Source organism: Micromonospora sp. NPDC050784 (genome assembly GCF_044456765.1).
Lineage (GTDB): Bacteria > Actinomycetota > Actinomycetes > Mycobacteriales > Micromonosporaceae > Micromonospora > Micromonospora foliorum.
Genome location: NZ_JBITGG010000001.1, coordinates 313,636 through 332,291 on the forward strand (window position 1 = coordinate 313,636; position 18,656 = coordinate 332,291).

General features: G+C 71.6%; 16 protein-coding genes. 7 read left to right on the forward strand and 9 right to left on the reverse strand.

What is annotated here, in order from left to right; translation table 11 throughout:
* Positions 1–48: 48 nt before the first annotated feature.
* Positions 49–1,020, reverse strand: a complete 972-nt coding sequence (locus tag ACIBD9_RS01510; protein ID WP_396713523.1) for an EamA family transporter — start codon at positions 1,018–1,020, stop codon at positions 49–51.
* A gap of 71 nt (positions 1,021–1,091) precedes the next feature.
* Between ACIBD9_RS01510 and ACIBD9_RS01515 the strand changes: the two genes are divergently transcribed.
* Positions 1,092–1,652: a CGNR zinc finger domain-containing protein gene (locus tag ACIBD9_RS01515; protein WP_387173513.1), complete on the forward strand. Its 561-nt coding sequence runs from the start codon at positions 1,092–1,094 to the stop codon at positions 1,650–1,652.
* Here ACIBD9_RS01515 and ACIBD9_RS01520 read toward each other — a convergent pair.
* Positions 1,619–2,218, reverse strand: coding sequence for a GNAT family N-acetyltransferase (locus ACIBD9_RS01520; protein WP_396713525.1), 600 nt, complete (start codon positions 2,216–2,218; stop codon positions 1,619–1,621). The genes ACIBD9_RS01515 and ACIBD9_RS01520 overlap by 34 nt on opposite strands.
* 358 nt (positions 2,219–2,576) lie before the next feature.
* On the opposite strand from ACIBD9_RS01520, the gene ACIBD9_RS01525 reads away from it, so the two are divergent.
* A complete protein-coding gene (locus ACIBD9_RS01525) occupies positions 2,577–2,906 on the forward strand; it encodes a hypothetical protein (protein ID WP_396713527.1) in 330 nt (109 codons plus the stop codon).
* A 35-nt stretch (positions 2,907–2,941) separates the two neighbouring features.
* Here the strand turns inward: ACIBD9_RS01525 and ACIBD9_RS01530 are convergent, their stop codons facing one another.
* The 5 genes from ACIBD9_RS01530 to ACIBD9_RS01550 all read right to left on the reverse strand — a co-directional run bounded on the left by ACIBD9_RS01530 (position 2,942) and on the right by ACIBD9_RS01550 (position 11,442).
* Positions 2,942–4,351 carry a class II fumarate hydratase gene (locus tag ACIBD9_RS01530; RefSeq protein ID WP_396713529.1) on the reverse strand — a complete coding sequence of 470 codons (1,410 nt, stop codon included), beginning with the start codon at positions 4,349–4,351 and terminating at the stop codon, positions 2,942–2,944.
* Positions 4,352–4,386: 35 nt separating this feature from the next.
* Entirely contained in the window at positions 4,387–7,368 is a 2,982-nt protein-coding gene (locus ACIBD9_RS01535) for a BTAD domain-containing putative transcriptional regulator (protein ID WP_396713531.1), read from the reverse strand.
* Positions 7,369–7,627: 259 nt separating this feature from the next.
* On the reverse strand, positions 7,628–9,295 hold the full coding sequence (locus ACIBD9_RS01540) for a fumarate hydratase (protein ID WP_396713533.1): 1,668 nt from the start codon (positions 9,293–9,295) through the stop codon (positions 7,628–7,630).
* 125 nt (positions 9,296–9,420) lie between these two features.
* Complete coding sequence (locus ACIBD9_RS01545) at positions 9,421–10,866, reverse strand: PQQ-binding-like beta-propeller repeat protein (RefSeq protein WP_396713535.1); 1,446 nt, start codon at positions 10,864–10,866, stop codon at positions 9,421–9,423.
* 72 nt (positions 10,867–10,938) lie between these two features.
* Positions 10,939–11,442, reverse strand: coding sequence for an Lrp/AsnC family transcriptional regulator (locus ACIBD9_RS01550; RefSeq protein WP_396713537.1), 504 nt, complete (start codon positions 11,440–11,442; stop codon positions 10,939–10,941).
* 139 nt (positions 11,443–11,581) lie between these two features.
* Between ACIBD9_RS01550 and hppD the strand changes: the two genes are divergently transcribed.
* The 5 genes from hppD to ACIBD9_RS01575 all read left to right on the forward strand — a co-directional run bounded on the left by hppD (position 11,582) and on the right by ACIBD9_RS01575 (position 16,782).
* Positions 11,582–12,787: a 4-hydroxyphenylpyruvate dioxygenase gene (hppD, locus tag ACIBD9_RS01555; protein ID WP_396713539.1), complete on the forward strand. Its 1,206-nt coding sequence runs from the start codon at positions 11,582–11,584 to the stop codon at positions 12,785–12,787.
* Between the two features lie 159 nt (positions 12,788–12,946).
* Positions 12,947–13,945, forward strand: a complete 999-nt coding sequence (locus ACIBD9_RS01560) for an RDD family protein (protein WP_396713540.1) — start codon at positions 12,947–12,949, stop codon at positions 13,943–13,945.
* Complete coding sequence (gene hisC / locus ACIBD9_RS01565) at positions 13,942–15,045, forward strand: histidinol-phosphate transaminase (RefSeq protein WP_396713542.1); 1,104 nt, start codon at positions 13,942–13,944, stop codon at positions 15,043–15,045. Before ACIBD9_RS01560 ends, hisC begins: the two co-directional genes overlap by 4 nt.
* A 140-nt stretch (positions 15,046–15,185) precedes the next feature.
* Positions 15,186–15,740: a hypothetical protein gene (locus ACIBD9_RS01570; protein WP_396713544.1), complete on the forward strand. Its 555-nt coding sequence runs from the start codon at positions 15,186–15,188 to the stop codon at positions 15,738–15,740.
* Positions 15,741–15,900: 160 nt separating this feature from the next.
* Positions 15,901–16,782 carry a hypothetical protein gene (locus tag ACIBD9_RS01575; RefSeq protein ID WP_396713546.1) on the forward strand — a complete coding sequence of 294 codons (882 nt, stop codon included), beginning with the start codon at positions 15,901–15,903 and terminating at the stop codon, positions 16,780–16,782.
* Between the two features lie 68 nt (positions 16,783–16,850).
* Here the strand turns inward: ACIBD9_RS01575 and ACIBD9_RS01580 are convergent, their stop codons facing one another.
* Complete coding sequence (locus ACIBD9_RS01580) at positions 16,851–17,252, reverse strand: LPXTG cell wall anchor domain-containing protein (RefSeq protein ID WP_396713548.1); 402 nt, start codon at positions 17,250–17,252, stop codon at positions 16,851–16,853.
* A gap of 99 nt (positions 17,253–17,351) precedes the next feature.
* Complete coding sequence (locus ACIBD9_RS01585; RefSeq protein WP_396713549.1) at positions 17,352–18,608, reverse strand: PQQ-binding-like beta-propeller repeat protein; 1,257 nt, start codon at positions 18,606–18,608, stop codon at positions 17,352–17,354.
* Between the last annotated feature and the right edge of the window lie 48 nt (positions 18,609–18,656).

Sequence of the window (18,656 nt, forward strand, 5' to 3'; positions counted from 1 at the left end):
CGCCCAACGACAAGCGCCGACCATCAGCAGCACACCGACCGCCGAACCTCACCTGCCGTCAAGCGCCAGCTCAGGCTCGGGCGAGGCCGCCGCCGTCGCGGGCGTCGTTGGTGACCCACGCAGCTCGTCGAGGCGTACCAGGGCGACGCCGGCAACGATCAGCGTGCCGCCGAACAACTGCCAGCCGGTGGGCAACTCGTTCAGGAAGAGCCAGGCGATCAGCACCGCGAAGAGCACCTCGGTCAGCCCGACGAACGACGACAGTCGGGGGCCGAGGATCCGGGTGCCGGCGATACCGGCGAGGTACGCGATGACGGCGGCCACCAGCGAGAGCCCGGCGATGGGCAGCAACCAGGTGGTGGTCTGTCCGGCGAAGGTGACCTCGCCGAAGGTCGCGTGCAGTGGCAGCAGGCCGGTCAGCCCGATGAGAAGCAGCACGGCGGCGCCGACGGCCATTCCGCCGCTGGCCATGGCGACCGAGGGTAGCCGGGGGTCGACCCGGCCGGCGAGCACGAAGTACCCGGCCAGGCCGAACGCCGCGCCCAGTCCCCAGAGCACACCCACCGGGTGGAAGTCGGCGGTGCCGGCGAGGTCGAGCACGAATGCCAGCCCGGCCAGCGCGGCCACCGACCCGGCGACGGTGAGCCGGCGGGGCGGTTGCCCGTGCCGTAGCCACATCCAGACCACGACGAGGATGATGCCCAGGTATTCCAGCAGTAGCGCGACACCGACCGGCAGGTAGCGTACGGCGTTGAAGAAGCACACCTGGGCCAGGGCGACCCCGAGGAGCCCGAACAGCCCGATGGCCGTGGCGTTGCTCCGCAGCACGTGCCATTTACCTCGCAACGACAGCAGGGCGGGGATCGCCAGCACCAGGGCGGCCACGCCGACGCGGGCGATCACAGCGGACTCGGCTGACCACCCGGCCTCGATGAGCGATCGCGCGAAGGTACCGGAGGTGGCGAAGGTGACTGCGGAGAGCAGCGCCAACCCGACGCCGGCAGCAGGTCGTGAGTCCATGTCGCGCTCCTCGGGATGGGCATCATGTCATGAGCAAACTATCCTTGTGCTGATGACGCTAGGCGGAAGCCATGACAGGAGTCAAGTTGCTATTCGCTCATGACACCGAGTGTTCGCTGATCGCCGCCGCGGCGTTGGTCAACACCGCAGGTCGGGACGGTGAGTTGCTGCCCGACATCGCGGCGCTGGACGCGTTCTTCGTCCGCTACTCCTACAGCGGTCGGCACGAGCACACCGACGCCGAGCTGCAGGCCGTCCGCGAGCTGCGGCCCCAGCTGCGCCGCATCTGGTACGCCGAACCACCCGAGATCGTCGCGGTGGTCAACGGTCTACTGCTGGAACACAAGGCACTGCCCCAGCTCATCGAGCACGACGACGAGCCGTACCACCTGCACGCCGTGCCCCGCGACGCGCCGCTGGCCACCCGGATCGCGGTAGAGGCCGCCATGGCGATGGCCGATCTGGTCCGCGCCGGCGAGCTGAGCCGGCTGCGGATCTGCGAGTACCCGGACTGCGACAACGTGGTCGTCGACCTGTCCCGCAACCGGTCCCGGCGGTTCTGCGAGGCCGGCTGCGGCAACCGCGCCGCAGTGACCGCCTACCGCGCCCGCCGGGCCGCCGGCCGCTCCTGACCGACGGTCGCCCACTCCTCGGCCCGCACCTCGTACTCCACCTCGCCGTGCTCGGTGCCCGGAATCGGGTCGTCCCACTGCAGGTGGAAGGTCCGCACGTAGTGCAGCCCGGCCTTCACCATCACCCGCCGGGAGCGTTCGTTGACACTCATCGTCTCGGCCCAGACCCGACGCAGCCCGACGGTGTCGAAGGCGTACCGGACCAACGCCCGCGACCCCTCGGTGGCCAGCCCCCGCCCCCACGTCGAGCGGCGCAGCCGGTAGCCCAACTCGGCCTCGGCGCCGTCCTCCGACGGGTCGAGCGCGAACCAACCCAGGAACTCGCCGGACTCCCGATCGTGCGCCGCCCACCGACCCAACCCGGGATGCCTGTCGTACTGGGCCAGCAGCCTCGGCAACTGCTCGTCGCGCACGGTGGCCAGCGGGGTCGCGACGCCACCGGTGAGAAACCGCATCACCTCGGGATCGCTGTCCAGCTCGACCAGCGCGTCCACGTCGGCCATGGTCAGCCGCCGCAAACGCAGCCGCTCGGTCCCCGCCGGCACACCCGCGCCATCGTCACCCATAGCCCGGATCATCCGTCCTGCTCAGGACCCCGTCGAGCCGTTTACCCGAGCCACCAAGATCCACGCGGGAAACCCGGACCGCCGTCGCGGGCGAGGTGGTCGGGTCAGCGCGGAGGCGCGCCAACGAAGAGCCGCCAGGAGTACGCGTGCGGTGCCGCTCCCCGTCCCCCGGGATCTGCCGACGCCGCGCGGGACCGCCCGCTCCCCCGTGCCGGGCGGTCCCGCCCCCGGACCAAGCCGACCGGCCACACAAGATCGTGCTCGATCGTGGAAGTAGTGGGGGTCCTACCGCGCGGAGACCACTACTTCCCGGATCGAGCACGGTCTTGGCGCTGTGACGCCGCCGGGGCGCGGGGTGATGCCACGAACGAGTCAGCTCGAAAGGACCGCAACACCATGTCCCGGACCACCCTGGACGATCGCGCGACCACACCCCGGTCGACCGCACCTGCCGCTGCGTCCGCTCTGGCTCTGCCGGGTCTGCGCCGCGCCCTGGCCGTGCCCGGTCGCCCGGCTCGCCCTCCGCCAGGGGTTCGCGCACGACCAGATCGGGTTGAGCATCTACCTGTGCACGGCCCTGCACGAGGCGGCTGCCGACCTTTACGGGCTCAACCCGCACGACGGCCCGGACCCCGCAGCGCTCTTCACCCGCTTCCTCGGCTGGGCGAGACCACGGCACCTGCGCTGAGCACGAACGAGGCAGGGCTGGGCGGCCAGGCCGGATCAGGGGTGGGTCATCCGGAGTAGGTCCAACGTCTCGTCGAGCTGGGTCTCGGTGAGCTTGCCGGAGTCGACGTGGCCCCGGGAGATCACCACCTCGCGGATCGAGGTCTGCTTGGCCAGCGCCTCCTTGGCGATCGACGCGGCCTCGTCGTACCCCAGGTAGCGGTTGAGTGGGGTGACGATCGACGGTGAACCCTCGGCGTACGCCAGACAGACCTCGGCGTCCGCGACCAGGCCGGCCACCAGGCGGTCGGCGAAGAGCCGGCTCACCGCGGAGAGCAGCCGGATCGACTCCAGCAGGTTGCGACCCATCACGGGGAGCATGACGTTCAGCTCGAAGTCGCCCTGCGATCCGGCGAACCCGACCGCCGCGTCGTTGCCGATCACCTGGGCGCAGACCTGCCGCATCGCCTCGGCGACCACCGGGTTGACCTTGCCCGGCATGATCGACGAGCCGGGCTGGAGGTCGGGGATGCGCAGCTCACGCAGACCTGCGCGGGGGCCGGAACCCATCCAGCGGATGTCGTTGGCGATCTTGTAGAGGCCGATGGCCACCGTCCGCAACTGCCCCGAGGTCTCCACCAACGCGTCCCGCGCGCCCTGCGCCTCGAAGTGGTTACGCGCCTCGCTCAGCGGCAACCCGGTCGACTCACGCAGCTTCTCGATCACGGCGGCGGCGAAGCCGAGCGGGGTGTTGATCCCGGTGCCGACGGCGGTGCCGCCCAGCGGCAGCTCGGCCAGTCGGGGCAGCGCGCCCTCCAGGCGTTCGATCCCGTAGCGGACCTGGGCGGCGTACCCGCCGAACTCCTGGCCGAGGGTGACCGGCGTGGCGTCCATCAGGTGCGTACGCCCGGCCTTGACCACCGTCTCGAACTCCGCGGCCTTGGCCTCCAGCCCAGCCGCCAGGTGGGCCAGCGACGGCAGCAGGTCCTCCACGATGAACTGGGTGGCCGCCAGGTGGATCGAGGACGGGAAGACGTCGTTGCTCGACTGGGAGGCGTTGACGTGGTCGTTCGGGTGCACCGGTGAGCCCAGCTCACGGCTCGCCAGGGTGGCGATCACCTCGTTGGTGTTCATGTTCGACGACGTGCCCGATCCGGTCTGGAACACGTCCACCGGGAACTGGTCGTCGTAACCGCCGTCGGCCACGTGCGCGGCGGCGGCGGCGATGGCGGCGGCCACGTTGGCGTCGATCACGCCCAGCTCGCCGTTGACCTCGGCTGCCGCGCCCTTGATCTGGGCGAGGGCCTTGATCTGGGCCGGTTCGAGGCCCCGGCCGGAGATCGGGAAGTTCTGCACTGCACGCTGGGTCTGCGCCCGCCACAGCGCCTCGGCGGGCACCTCCACCTCGCCCATCGAGTCGCGTTCGATGCGGTAACCGGTCGCCTCTGGAGTCGTCACGCGTACCATCCTGCCGCGCCCGTGGCCGACTCGCAGATGATCCGTCAGCCCAACTCGGCCAGCAGCCGTTTCACCTCGTGCCGCTCCGGCGAGTCGATCTGCGTGAACAGTGCCAGTGCTCGGAGCCAGTGTGACCGGGCCATGGCGGGGTCGGTGTCCCGCAGACAGTGAGCGATACCGTCCAGCGCGTGGGCCTGCTCGTGCCGGGCGTCCATCCGGATGGCATCGGCGAGCACCCGCCGGTGCAGGTCCACCGCGCTGGCCACATCCCCCTGGTCGAGGAGCGCGCGGGCCAGCAGGTTGCGCGACAGGCAGGCGGCGACGCGGTCTCCCGACTGGGTCATCGCAGCGAGCGCCGAGCGGTGCAGCATCGCGGCCTCCTCGGGCCGGCCGAGAATCCGCTCGATGCTGCCCAGTTCGTTGAGGACCTCGCCCTCGCCGAAGCGGTTGCTCTCCCGGCGCTTGAACTGCAAGGCCAGCCGGAGGAACCGGCGCGCACCCGGGTAGTCGCCGAGTCGGGCCCGCACCGTGCCCAGGTGACCGAGGGCGTTGAACACGTTGTTCATGTCCCCGATCTCGCGGGCCAGGCGCAACTGGCGCCGCGAAACCTCCCGCGACTCCGGGTAGCGACCCCACGCCAACAGCAACAACGCCTGGTTGTTGAGGATCGCGATGACTTCCACCGGCTGATCGCCGGCGGAGACGAGCGCCAGGGCCGCGGTGGCGTGGGCCATCGCGGGAGCCAATTGCCAGCTCGCTCCGTACGCCACGGTCAGGTTCCGCCGGACCGTCGTCTCACCACGTCGGTCGCCGAGCCGCTGACGCAACCGGAGCGCGAGCTCCATCAACTCGATGGCCTCCGGAGACCGTCCCAACCGGAAGTAGGCGGAGGCGAGATAGTTCTGCACGGTGGCGACGGCCCCCGCGTCGCCGAGCTGCTCGGCGGCGCGCAGTGCGACGGTGTGCGTGTCCACCAGCTCGTCCAGGTGGCCGTGGGAGAACAGGTAGAACCAGGACGTGCGGGCCAACTGCCAGCAACGTTCGAGATGCCCCTCGGCGGCGGCCAGCCGCACCAGCGCCGGAAGCGCGGCCCGGTTGGCGTCGAACCAGCCGGTGCCGTCCAAGGCGGATGCTCGCACGAGATCGGCTCGGGGAGGCTCCGGCAGCACCAGGACGGATCGGCTGGCCGCCGGCTCCATCCGGCTCGCGATGGCGTGGGCCACATGCAGGTGATGATCAAGTAGCCGTACCGTGGCGGCGGTCCGTTGCGCAGCGGTCTCGACCGTTTCCAGCAACTGTCTGGCGTACTCGCGCATCAGGTCGTGGTACCGGAAGCGGCCGGGTTCCGGCTCGTCGACGAGGTGCGCGTCGACGAGACTGTCCAGCAGATCCTGGGCGTCCGGCAGCGGCAGGTCGACGACCGCCGCCGCCAGCCGATCGTCGAGGAAACCTCCCGGATGCAGCGCCAGCAGCCGGAACATCTGCTGCTGGTCGGGGTCGAGCTGTGCGTACGACAGGGCGAAGGCCTGCCCGACGGAGCGTTCGCCGGCCGACAGCTCGGTCAGGGTGTCCCGTCCGGTGGCGAGCCGGTCCGCCAGGTCGCGGACCCGCCATCGGGGTCGGTGGGCGAGCCGGGCCCCGGCCAGTCGGATCGCCAGCGGCAGGTGGCCGCAACGCGCGGTCACCTCAACAGCCGCCTCCGGCTCGGCGGCGACCCGGTCGACGCCCGCCACCCGGCCGAGCAACTCCACGGCCTCGTCGGGGTCCAGCACAGCCAGTGACGACGGCTTGCCACCATCCAACCCCGCGAGCCGTCGACGGCTGGTGATCAACGTGAGGCTGTCCTGCCCGTTGGGCAGCAGCGGGGCGACCTGCGCTGCGCTGGCGGCGTTGTCGAGCACGACGATCGCCCGCCGTCCGGACAGCTCGCTTCGCCAGAGGGCCGCGCGTTCGTCGATGTCGGCAGGGATGTGGTCCCCGCGGACACCGAGCTGGCGGAGCAGCGAGGCAAGGGCAGCGGTGGGCGGTACCGGTTCACGTTCGCTGTGCCCGTGCAGGTCGATGAAGAGGTGCGCGTCCGGGTAGCGGTCCGCGAGCGCGTTGGCGAGGTGCACGGCCAGCGTGGTCTTCCCGCTGCCTGCCATGCCGTCGACGAGTTGGACCCGGGCGTCGTCCTCCTCGATCTCCTTCACCAGCCGCGCGACCGTCTCCTGCCGTCCGGTGAAATCGCTGATGGCCCGGGGCAGCGCCCGGACCGGGGTGAAGGACCGCTCGTCCGGGCCGGTCAGTGCCAGGTCGCCGGCGAGTATTCGCTGGTGGAGCTCGTGCAACGCGGCACCGGGCTCGATGCCCAGCTCGTCGGCGTGGATTCGCCGACCCTCCCGGTAGACGGCGAGCGCGTCAGCCTGTCGGCCGACCGCGGACAGGGCGAGCATCAACTGACCACGGAGCCGCTCGCGCAACGGATGCCGGTCGACGCTTTCGGTCAGCTCGTCGAGCAGATCGGCGGCCTGCCCGAGGCGCAACTCGACGTCGACGCACTCCTCCAGCACGGTGAGGCGTTGCTCGTCCAGCGTCTGCGCGCGCCGGCGGACGCTGCGACTGGGTATTCCACTGAGGGCCGTCCCTCGCCATAGCGCCAGGCCGGCGCGGAACCGCTTGCGCGCCTCACTCGGTCTGCCGGCGGCGACGGCAGCCCGGGCTTCCTCCACTGCCCGGGCGAAGACCTCGGCGTCGAGGTCGGCCGGCAGTATTCGTACGCCGTACCCGACCGGGTCGGTCACGATGATCTCGGGAGACAGCCCGAGTTCGACGAACCGGCGCCGCAGCCGGGACACGCACGTCTGGAGCTGAGCGCGGGCGGTGGCCGGCGGGCCGTCCTCCCAGACCGCGTCGATCAGCTCCTCGACCGGGACCACACGGCCGGAGCGCAGCAGCAGAATGGCGAGCACGATCCGGTCCCGACCGGCGGTGACGGTGGATTCGCCACCGCCGACGCGCAGAGGCCCCAGGATCCCGAACCGCATCTGCTCTCCCGCTGTGATCGTGCAACTTCCAGGAGCGTAGCCCTACGGTCACGGATAGCCGCGCTCCGGTGATAGTGATCTGAGAGCGGATCGAGGGTGGTCCACCGGAGACTCAGTCCGGGTTGTCGGTGACGGCATCCGACGGGGGCGGTGCGCCCGTCCCACCCCAGCGGGGCGGGCGTACCGATGTCGGTGAGCACAGGCGACGAAGAGGGTGCCGGGCGAAACCGCCCGGCACCCTCTTTCCGTTGCTGTCGGGTCAGCGGCGGCCGACGGTGAGCACCGGCTTGGTGACCTCGGCGAAAAAGTCGTTGCCCTTGTCGTCGACCACGATGAAGGCGGGGAAGTCCTCCACCTCGATCTTCCAGACCGCCTCCATGCCCAGCTCCGCGTATTCGAGCACTTCGACGTGCTTGATGCAGTCCTGGGCGAGGCGGGCCGCGGGGCCGCCGATCGAGCCGAGGTAGAAGCCGCCGTGCTGCTGGCAGGAGCGGGTCACCTGACCCGACCGGTTGCCCTTGGCCAGCATCACCTGCGAGCCGCCGGCGGCCTGGAACTTCTCCACGTAGGCGTCCATCCGGCCGGCGGTGGTCGGGCCGAACGAGCCGGACGCGTACCCCTCGGGGGTCTTCGCCGGGCCGGCGTAGTAGACGGCGTGGTCACGTAGGTACTGCGGCATCGGCTCACCGGCGTCCAACCGCTCGGCGATCTTGGCGTGCGCGATGTCCCGGGCGACGACGAGCGGCCCGGAGAGCGAGAGGCGCGTCTTCACCGGGTACTTCGACAGCTCGGCGCGGATCTCGTCCATCGGCCGGTTGAGGTCGACCCGGACGACCAGCTCGGCGTCGAGCGAATCGTCGGTGACGTCGGGCAGGAACCGCGCCGGGTCGGTTTCGAGCCGCTCCAGCCACACGCCCGACGGGGTGATCTTGGCGACGGCCTGGCGGTCCGCCGAGCAGGAGACGGCGATCGCCACCGGGCAGGACGCGCCGTGCCGGGGCAACCGGACCACCCGTACGTCGTGGCAGAAGTACCGCCCACCGAACTGCGCGCCGATGCCGAAGTTGCGGGTCAGCTCCAGCACCTCCGCCTCCAGCTCCAGGTCGCGGAAGCCGTGCGCGCTCATCGAACCCGAGGTCGGCAGTGCGTCAAGATACTTGGCGCTGGCGTACTTCGCGGTCTTCAGTGCGTACTCGGCGGAGGTGCCGCCGATGACGATGGCCAGGTGGTACGGCGGGCAGGCAGCGGTGCCGATCAGCCGCAGCTTCTCCTCCAGGAACTGCATCATCCGCACCGGGTTGAGCAGCGCCTTCGTCTCCTGGTAGAGGTACGACTTGTTGGCCGAGCCACCGCCCTTGGCCATGAACAGGAACTTGTACGCGTCGGGGTGCCCGTCCGGGTCCTCGGCGTACAGGTCCACCTGGGCGGGCAGGTTGCTGCCGGTGTTCCGTTCGTCCCACATGGTCAGCGGGGCGAGCTGGGAGTAGCGCAGGTTGAGCTTGGTGTACGCCTGGTAGACGCCCCGGGAGATGGCCTCCGCGTCGGCACCGTCGGTCAGCACGTGCCGACCGCGTTTGCCCATCACGATGGCGGTGCCGGTGTCCTGACACATGGGCAGGACACCGCCGGCGGCGATGTTGGCGTTGCGCAGCAGGTCCAGGGCGACGAACCGGTCGTTCGGCGACGCGGCCGGGTCGTCGATGATCGACCGGAGCTGCGCCAGGTGCGCGGGGCGCAGGAAGTGCGCGATGTCGTGCATCGCCTCGGCGGTCAGCGCGGTGAGCGCGGCCGGCTCCACGGTGAGGAACCGACGGCCTCCCGGGCCGTGTACGACGTCCACGCCCTCGTCGGTGACGAGGCGGTAGTCCGTCTGGTCCGGGCCGGTCGGCAGCAGAGGGGCGTACGAGAATGCGGCGGCACTGCTCATGAGCGGCAAGCCTAGGGCAGACCGGTCGATCACTCCCACCCGCCGGGCGGGTCCTGGGACGCCGCTCTCATCCATCAGGCGTGCCGGGCCCGCCCGCCGTTCGGATCATCAGGCGAACCGCCCGCTCAGCCGTCCTTGCCGCCGTCCGGGTCGGGGCAGAGTTCCCCCTTCGGCCCGCAGTCGCCGTTGTTCGGACCGCCGGGGCCGGGGCCGCCTGGGCCGGGATTCCCACCGTCGCCGGGCGGCCGGGTGGGCGAGCTTCCGGACCTGCCGCCGAAGCGGACGTACCCGATCTCCCGCCCCTCGCCAATGATCATGCCCTGCGACCCGACGGCGAGGGCGTTCGCCGAGGTGCGCAGCGCGGCCAACTCCCGGCCGGTGCGCGGGTCCAGTGCCGCCAGCCGGGACGGCTTCTCGTCGGCCACCACCGCCGCGTACGGGGTGAGCGCGGCCCCAGCCTTGCCACTGGCCTGTCGCGTCCAGAGCACCTTCTCGGTGCCCAGCTCACGGGCGATGACCGAGCGCTTGTCGGCGGCCCGGAACACCGCGAAACGATCGTCCACCGCGATCAACTTGGTGCCTGGCTCACCGACCCAGAGCAGCCGTCCGTCGTACCCGTCGATGACCGCCTCACGGCCGTCCGGAGCGACGCCGATCAGCACGTTCCGCGCACCCTGCGGGTCCTCGCGTTGCACGCAGCCGGCGGAGTCGGCGGTGCGCAGGTTGATGCCGGCCCGCTGCCAGGCCTCCTGCCCGGTCGCCGAGTCCCGGGCGGAGATGGCGAAGTAGCAGGTGCCGTCCTGGGAGCGGGCGGCGATCCGCAGCAGCCGGCCGCCCACCACGGAGAGCCGCTCGTCCCGGCTGGGCTCGACGTTCTGCAACACCCGGCCGGTGGCGGTGTCGACCACGTGCACCCGACCGTCGACCGGGAAGCCGAGCAGCGGTGGCGCGGCCTCCGCACCGGCCACGCCGTCGTCGATCCGGGTGGCGGTGAGCCGGCGGGTGCCGCGCAGACCGGGGTTGTCGGCGAGCAGGCCGCTGTGCACCCCGGGCAGGAAGGCCGTCCAGAGCGGCGCGGTGCCACGCGGGTCCCAGGCGCTCAGGGTGCAGTCGGTGGCCTCCGTGCACCGGGCGTCGAGGAGCAGGTTGCGGTACGTCCAGACGGCCACCGCGTCATCGTCACGTCGCCGGGTCGCCCCGGTCGTCGGGTCGAGCAGCTCGTACCCCTTGACCAGGAGCTTGCCCACCGCCACGACCGGGTCGCGGTCGCCACCGGCGACCGCCGCCCAGTCCGCCTTGCGCTCCCAGAGCTGCGCGCCGGTGGCCAGGCTGCGAGCCTCGACCCGGGTGCGCTGCTCGACCACGACCGCGTCGCCGGCGATGGTCACGCTGCGCGGAGTGCCGCCGACCCGTTGCTGCCAGACCACGTCGGGCTCGGAGATGGGTTCGCTGCGGTCCACCCACTCCCAGAGACCGGGGAACGGGTTCCACACGCCGGTCGCGGCGAGCGCGACGACCACGGCGAGGCCGAGCAGCAGCCCACCGCGCACGCTCCCCTTCGCCACCCGCACACCGTAGCCACGATCACGGATCTTCCGTACGCCCGCGCCGCCGTGTCGTCGCGCTTTCTGGGCTCGGAGGTGTTACAGCGCCCTTCCCTCGGCCCGAACAGCGCTGCGCACCAGCGGAAGCGTGCGGTAGGGGATCTGCTCGGCCAGCGCGATGATCGTCGAGGCCCGGGTGATGCCCGCGGACGACACGATCTGGTCGATGACCCGTTGCAGGTCGGTGTTGGAGCGGGCCACGATCCGGCAGAGCAGGTCGCTGGAGCCGGTGATGGTGTGCGCCTCCAGGACCTCGGGGATGGCGGCGAGGTGGGCGGTGACCGGGTCGTGGCCGTGCCGCTGACTGATCTCCAGGGTGACGAAGCTGGTCACCCCGAACCCGATCGCGACCGGTGAGATCTCCGGGCCGAAGCCCTCGATGACCCGCCGCTCCACCAGCTTGTCCAGCCTCGCCTGCACCGTCCCCCGGGCCACCCCGAGCCGCCGGGAGCACTCCAACACCCCGATCCGCGGCTCCTCGGCGAGCAGTTCGATCAAGCGCACGTCGAGCGTGTCGAGCTGTACATTCTGCTCACCATTCATGAGTGACGACCATACCGAATGCGCAACCTGACCAGCATTTCTGGCAACAGTTGCCCACCCCTGGCCGGGGCAGCGATCCTCGCCACAAGAACCGACCACGGCGGCCCACAAGGCCGGCCGGTACGCGAGGGAGCCCACCATGACCCAGGCGATCGACCGACCCCAGTCGACCGAGGACGTCGACGTCGACCGGCTCGTCGGCGCTGTCGACCACGACATCAGCCACGACCCGTTCCCGGTCCGGGGCCTCGACCACGTGCACTTCCTGGTCGGCAACGCCAAGCAGGCCGCCCATTACTACTCCACCGCCTTCGGCATGACCTGCGTGGCGTACCGCGGCCCCGAGCAGGGCTACCGGGACCACGCCCAGTACGTGCTGACCAGCGGCTCGGCCCGGTTCGTGCTCACCGGCGCGGTGCGCCCGGATGCCGACGGCGCCGAGCACGTGGCCCGGCACAGCGACGGGATCAGCGACATCGCGCTGGAGGTCCCGGACGTGGACGCCGCGTACGCGCACGCCATCGCGCAGGGCGCCGCCAGCGTCGTCGAGCCGCACGAGGTGACCGACGAGCACGGCACCGTCCGGATGGCCGCCATCGCCGCGTACGGCGACACCCGGCACACGCTTGTCGACCGGTCCCGCTACACCGGCCCGTTCCTGCCCGGCTTCGTGGCCCGGGGCCCGATCGTGGACCGGCGGCCGATGATCGACGCCGGCATCCAGCCGAAGCGCTTCTTCCAGGCCGTCGACCACGTGGTCGGCAACGTGGAGCTGGGCCGGATGGACGAGTGGGTCGAGTTCTACAAGCGGGTGATGGGCTTCTCCAACATGGCGGAGTTCGTCGGCGACGACATCGCCACCGACTACTCGGCACTGATGAGCAAGGTCGTGGCGAACGGCACCCGGAAGGTGAAGTTCCCACTCAACGAGCCGGCGATCGCCCGCAAGAAGTCCCAGATCGACGAGTACCTGGAGTTCTACCAGGGCCCGGGCGCGCAGCACATCGCCGTCGCCACCAACGACATCCTGGCCAGCGTCGACGCGATGCGCGCGGCCGGTCTGGAGTTCCTGGACACCCCGGACTCGTACTACGACGACCCGGAGCTGCGCGAGCGGATCGGCAACGTGCGGGTGCCGATCGAGGAGCTGAAGGCCCGCAAGATCCTGGTCGACCGGGACGAGGACGGCTACCTGCTCCAGATCTTCACCAAGCCGGTGCAGGACCGTCCCACGGTCTTCTTCGAGCTGATCGAGCGGCACGGATCGCTGGGCTTCGGCAAGGGCAACTTCAAGGCGCTCTTCCAGGCCATCGAGCGGGAGCAGGAAGCCCGCGGCAACCTGTAACACTTGCGAGCGTGACGCAACCTCCGTCGTACCCGACGCCGCCGGCCGGTGGGCCCCAACCCACCACCGGCGGCGTCGCCCCGCAGTACCGCCATGCCGAGTTCGCGGGACCAGTCGTCGTTAAGGTGTCCCCGTGAGTGAGCGAAGCGGAGCGACGGCGTGAGCGTGCAACCTGGTTGGTACGTCGACCCCGCCGACACCGAGACCCGGCGTTACTGGGACGGCGAGGGTTGGCTCGGCGCGCCCATTCCCGTCGACGTGACCCCGCCGGACGGCCCGCCGCCGGCCGAGCCACCGCCCGCGCCGGTCACCCCGGCCGCGCCAGCGGCGTCGACAATCCCCGGCTCGGCAACCCCCGCCTCGGCGCCCCCCGCGCCGGGCTGGGCGCCGCAGCACGACCAACAGCCGGGGTACGGCCCACCCCCGGGGTACGGCCCGCAACCGGGACACGGCCCGGGCTGGGGACCACAGGCCGGCCCACCGGGTTGGGGCCCGCAGGGCGCTCCACCCGGTTGGGGCCCCCAGGTCGGTCACCCCGGCTGGGCCGGACGACCCCCCGAGCCGCGACCGCACGGCCTCAGGCTGGCCGGCTACGGTCGGAGGTTCGTCGCCCGGCTGATCGACTTCGGCCTCGTCTTCGCACTGAACGTGGTCGTCAACGGCTGGTTCGTCTGGCGCTGGGCGCAGGAGTGGGCGCCGTACTGGCAGGAGGTCTTCCGGCGCGCGGCACGGGGGGACTCCTCCGCCGAGGGCCTGCCGATGCCCGGTGAGCAGGCCGGTTCCCTGCTGGTGGCGATCCTGCTGATCGCCACCGCGCTGTGGCTGGCGTACGAGGTGCCGACCATGGCCTCCGGCGGGCAGACCATCGGCAAGCGGGTGATGCGGATCCGGGCTGTGCCGATGGCCGCCGACCAGCCGCTGGGCGTCCGCCGGGCGCTGAGCCGGTGGAGCACGCTGGGCCTGCCAACTCTGCTCTGGTACTGCGTCGGGCTCGGCCTGATCCTGCAACTGGTCGATGCTCTCTCTCCCCTCTTCGATCACCCGCTGCGTCAGGCGCTGCACGACAAGCGCGCGCAGACGGTGGTCGTCGAAGTCCCCTACCGCACCGATACCGCCCCCTCGAACGACCGCAACCAGCCCCCGGGAGACACCCCATGACCGACTCCGGACGTCACCAGCCGGCGCTGCGGCTGACCCGCGTCGACCTGGACGCGCTGCCCAGCTACGTGCCGGGGCGCAGCCCCGCCGACCTGGCCCGCGAGTTGGGCCTGCCGGAGGCCATCAAGCTGGCCAGCAACGAGGTGCCGTACGGGCCGCTGCCCGGCGTGGTGGAGGCGGTCACCGAGGCGATCACCACCTCGCACCGCTACCCCGACATGGGCGTGGTCGCGCTGCGGGACGCGCTGGCCCAGCGGTACGGAGTGGACGCTGACCGGATCGCCACCGGCTGCGGTTCGGTGGCGCTCGCCGAGCACCTGGTGCGGGCCACCTGCCTGCCCGGCGACGAGGTGCTCTACTCGTGGCGGTCCTTCGAGGCGTACCCGATCATCGTGGCGACCAGCGGCGCGACAAGCGTGCGGGTGCCCAACGACGCCGGGCACGGGCACGACCTCGCGGCGATGGCCGCGGCGGTGACCGACCGGACTCGGGTGATCTTCGTCTGCAACCCGAACAACCCCACGGGTACGGCGGTCCGCCGGGCCGAGCTGGGCCGGTTCCTCGACGCGGTGCCGGACGACGTGCTGGTGGTGATCGACGAGGCGTACCGGGAGTTCGTCACCGACGCGGAGGTGCCGGACGGTCTCGACTACCTGGACCGGCCCAACGTGGCGGTGTTGCGCACACTGTCGAAGGCGTGGGGGCTCGCCGGGCTGCGGATGGGCTGGCTGGTTGCCCAGCCGGTGGTGGCCGCCGCCATCCGCAAGGTGGCGACCCCGTTCTCCAGCAGCACGGCAGCCCAGGCCGGGGCGCTCGCCGCGCTGACCCAGGCCACCGAGATGGAACGTCGCTGCGCCCTGGTCGTCGCCGAGCGGGACCGGGTCACCGAGGCGATGCGCAAGTTCGTGCCCGAGGTGCCGACGAGCCAGGCCAACTTCGTCTGGCTGCCGCTGGCCGAGCGGGCCGTGGCGTTCGGCAAGGCGTGCGAGTCGCGCGGGGTGATCGTGCGGCCGTTCGCCGGGGACGGGGTCCGGGTCACCATCGGCACCCCGGCCGAGAACGACGCGTTCCTGGCGGCTGCGGAGTCGGCGTTGGTGTGACCACCGCGCCGAGCCGGTGACCCGGTCCGGGCCATAAGTTCTGTTTGTCCCTATTTGACTGCTAAATGCCCCTATCTTCCGAAGTAGCCGGTTGTGCCGAGGACTCACGCCGGCTCACTTCGAGAACGGGGTAACGAACAGTGCGTACTGCCAAGATCTGTCTCGCCGGAGCGGCCGCCGCCGCCATGGTGGGCTTCCTCGCCGCGCCGGCCGCCGCCGCGCCCACCGACACCACCACCGTCACCTTCGAGGTGCTCGTCGGCACCCTCGACATCGACGCGCCGGCCACCGCCGACCTGGGCAGCGGCGCACCCGGTGGCACCATCACCGGCCAACTCGGCCCGGTCACGGTCACCGACTCCCGGGGTGCGGCGGACGCCTCCTGGGTCGCCACGGTGACGGCCACCGTCTTCCAGACCGGCGGCGGCACTCCCGCCGAGACGGTCCTGCCGGGAGAGATCGACTACTGGTCGGGCCCCGCCACCGCGACCACCGGCACCGGCACCTTCACGCCGGGCCAGGCCACTGCCGCAGCCGCGGAGCCGCTGGACAGCGTCACGCCGGTCACGGCGTTCACCCACACCGGCGGCACCGGTGGTAACACCGCGACCTGGAACCCGACCCTGATCGTCAACGTGCCGCTGGACAGCATCGCGGGCGTCTACACCGGGACGGTGACGCATTCGGTGGCCTAGCCGCCGGGGCCGGTCGACCGTCGCGGTCGCACTGGCGCTGCTCTGCCTCGCCGGTCCGGGTCTGTCGACCCGGGCCGGCGCGGCCGAGCCGGACGCCGACGACCGCCTCGGAATCCGGCTGCTGGAGGCACCGAGCAACCGCCGCGACGATCCCCGGGCGTTGCGGTACATCGTCGACCACCTTCCGCCGGGCACCACGATCAAGCGGCAACTCCTGATCGCCAATCGCACCGACCAGGCCCGTCGCATCGACGTGTATCCGGCGGCGGCGGCCGTGGAGGGTTCGGAGTTCAAGTTCGGCGAAGGCCGTGCGACCAACGAGCTGACCTCATGGATCACCCTCGACAAATCCGCCGTGAAGGTGGACGCGTGGGGCGAGGCACGGGTCCTCGCGACCATCACGGTGCCGTCGGCCGCCTCACGCGGCGAGCGGTACGGCTTGATCTGGGCGTCCGCCACCTCCGCGCCCCGGGCCGGCGGGGAGGTCACCCAGATCCACCGGGTCGGCGTCCGGATGTACCTCGACATCGGACCCGGCGGCGAGCCGGTCTCGGACTTCTCGATCAGTGAGCTTCGCCCGGCCCGCAGCCCTGAGGGCGAACCATCGCTGACCGCTCAGGTCACCAACACCGGCGGTCGCGCCATCGACCTGACCGGCACGGTCACCCTGACCGAGGGGCCAGCCGACAGCCGGGCCGGCCCATTCGCGGTCGGGCAGGGCGTCACGCTGGCGCCGGGTGGTTCCGGGCAGGTCGTCGCCCGACTACCGGCCGAGTTGCCGAACGGGCCCTGGAAGGTCGAGGTCAATTTGGAAAGTGGAATGGTGAAGCGCAGTGTCACGGCGCAGATCCAGTTCCCCGACCCGGGTCAGGTCGGAAAGCGGGGCAACGTCATCTCCCGGATGGCATCCGTCTGGACCGTGGGGGCGGCCGTCGCCGGCCTGCTGATCATCACCGGCCTCGCGGTGTTGGCCCGCCGATCCCGTCGGACCCCCGGACCCCCCACCGGCAGACCACGGGAGCGGGTCCCGGCCGGGCATTGACACCACGCCCCGGGCCTCCGATCGGCCGCCGGCGGCGGGCTTCCACCAGCCGCCGGCGGCGAGCGTCGTCAGACCTGGCGCCGACGTCGGACGGCGAGCCAGCCGACGATCAGCAGGGTCACGCCCAGCCCGGTGAGCAGCAACGTCGACCCACCCGAATCGGTGACCGGCAGCTGGCCACCGTGGCTGGGCGTGGGCTGAGGTGGTGCCGGCGTGGGTTGCGTGGGCGTGGGTGGCCCCGGCTGCGTCGGCGTGGGCGTGGGTGGCCCCGGTTGCGTCGGGGTGGGTGTCGGTGTCGCCGGCAGGATCTCGAAGGTGACGCCGGTGTCCGCCGACGGCGCGGCCCGGACCGCGCTGGACCCGCGCGCCGACGCGGGGTCCCCGTGCAGCACCGGCGGAACCGCCAGGGCGAGGCTCGCGGCGGCAGCGAGTGCGCCGCCCGCGACGTAGTTGGCTGCTGTTCTGCCCATGCGCCGACCCCTTCTACCGGAAACCTGAACCGTGAAAAACATACCCTTTTCAGACAAAGGGAATGGAAGGTTCGGTGCTCCAAGTCGAAGACGCCCCGATCAGGTGGCGGCCAGGATCACCGTCTCTCCGGTGTAGTAGTAGCGCCGGTCGTCGCCGGCGGGGTCGACCGGCTTACGGAGCCGCTCGACCGCGACGAACCCGTCCTCAGCCGTCACCGCCCCGGGTGCCCAGCCGGTCCCGTCCGAGCCGACGTTGAGTGCGAAGCGGGACAACTGCCTACCGGTCACCGGATCAAGCGTCACCAGATCGTTCGCCTCGGTCAGCAGGTGCACCCGGCCCGGCTGCCCGGCCAACACCCGGGCCGCGCCCAGACCCACGGACCGCCACAGCTCCGCGCCCGTACGCGCCGATCGCCCCACCGCGACCCCGTCGAGCACCGCGACGGACTGCTCACCGACCAGCACGGTGCCGGCCGGGTCCAGCGCCGGGGCGGGGACCGGCGGGCCGGCGCCCAACAGCCAACCCCGACCGCCCTCGTCGCCCGGCCCGGCGGTCCGCAGCCCCAGACAGTCCGACCGACCGGTACGGCAGCCGAGCGGCGTCACCACCAACGCGTCCGGGCCGTCCGGCGGTCGCCAACGCTCGCGTACCGCGCCCGTCGCCGCGTCCCGGAACTCGACAGTGGCCGCCCCGGCGCAGGTGTCCAGACCGATCAGTTGCCCGGCAGCGGTGGTGCCGACATCACTGCGGCACCTGCCCGGCAGCTCGACCCGCCACAGCTCCCGACCGCCGCTCAGCTCGACCCCACGCGCCTGGGCTTCCCCGCTCACCACCAGCACGACCCGCCCGTCGGGGAGGTCGGTGAGCTGGAGCCCGGGTGCATCCCAGACGGTCGCCGCGCCGGTACGCCGCACCAGCGTGGCGCTCTCGGCGGGCTCCGGGCCGTCGGTGCGCCAGAGCACTCCGCCGGTCCGGGCGTCCAGTGCGACGAGTTGTCCGTCGGACCAGCGGCTGACCACCGTGCTGCCGCTGGCCGCCACCGCGGTCAGCTCCGCCGGCCACCGCCGGTACGACCAGTACGGGCTGGTCCGGTACCGCCCGTCGACAGGCCGGTCGGCGTAGACCTGGCGGTGTGCGGCGTACACCCGCAGCCTCCCGTCGACGATCAACGGGGCGACCGGCAACCGACCGATCACTCCGGCAGCCGGTCGGGCCGGGGCCGGATAGTCGGCCCGCGCCACCGTGGTCACCTCGGCCGGCGCGAGGACCCGGTGGACGATGACCGCGACGGCCGCCGTCGCGAGCAGCGCCGCGACCGCGATCACGAGCCGTCGCCGGCCTCTCGGGAACCTCATGCCGCACCTCCGCCCGGCACCCTACCCAGCGGAGAGGGCCGGACCCCG

What these genes read in the sequence shown, in the direction of transcription:
- ACIBD9_RS01540 (WP_396713533.1), bottom strand. Translation starts at nt 9,295, where the DNA reads ATGAGCAGTGCCGCCGCATTCTCGTACGCCCCTCTGCTGCCGACCGGC.
- hppD (WP_396713539.1), top strand. Translation starts at nt 11,582, where the DNA reads ATGACCCAGGCGATCGACCGACCCCAGTCGACCGAGGACGTCGACGTC.
- ACIBD9_RS01510 (WP_396713523.1), bottom strand. Translation starts at nt 1,020, where the DNA reads ATGGACTCACGACCTGCTGCCGGCGTCGGGTTGGCGCTGCTCTCCGCA.
- ACIBD9_RS01580 (WP_396713548.1), bottom strand. Translation starts at nt 17,252, where the DNA reads ATGGGCAGAACAGCAGCCAACTACGTCGCGGGCGGCGCACTCGCTGCC.
- ACIBD9_RS01525 (WP_396713527.1), top strand. Translation starts at nt 2,577, where the DNA reads ATGCCACGAACGAGTCAGCTCGAAAGGACCGCAACACCATGTCCCGGA.
- ACIBD9_RS01535 (WP_396713531.1), bottom strand. Translation starts at nt 7,368, where the DNA reads ATGCGGTTCGGGATCCTGGGGCCTCTGCGCGTCGGCGGTGGCGAATCC.
- ACIBD9_RS01550 (WP_396713537.1), bottom strand. Translation starts at nt 11,442, where the DNA reads ATGAATGGTGAGCAGAATGTACAGCTCGACACGCTCGACGTGCGCTTG.
- ACIBD9_RS01530 (WP_396713529.1), bottom strand. Translation starts at nt 4,351, where the DNA reads ATGGTACGCGTGACGACTCCAGAGGCGACCGGTTACCGCATCGAACGC.
- ACIBD9_RS01520 (WP_396713525.1), bottom strand. Translation starts at nt 2,218, where the DNA reads ATGGGTGACGATGGCGCGGGTGTGCCGGCGGGGACCGAGCGGCTGCGT.
- ACIBD9_RS01515 (WP_387173513.1), top strand. Translation starts at nt 1,092, where the DNA reads ATGACAGGAGTCAAGTTGCTATTCGCTCATGACACCGAGTGTTCGCTG.
- hisC (WP_396713542.1), top strand. Translation starts at nt 13,942, where the DNA reads ATGACCGACTCCGGACGTCACCAGCCGGCGCTGCGGCTGACCCGCGTC.
- ACIBD9_RS01585 (WP_396713549.1), bottom strand. Translation starts at nt 18,608, where the DNA reads ATGAGGTTCCCGAGAGGCCGGCGACGGCTCGTGATCGCGGTCGCGGCG.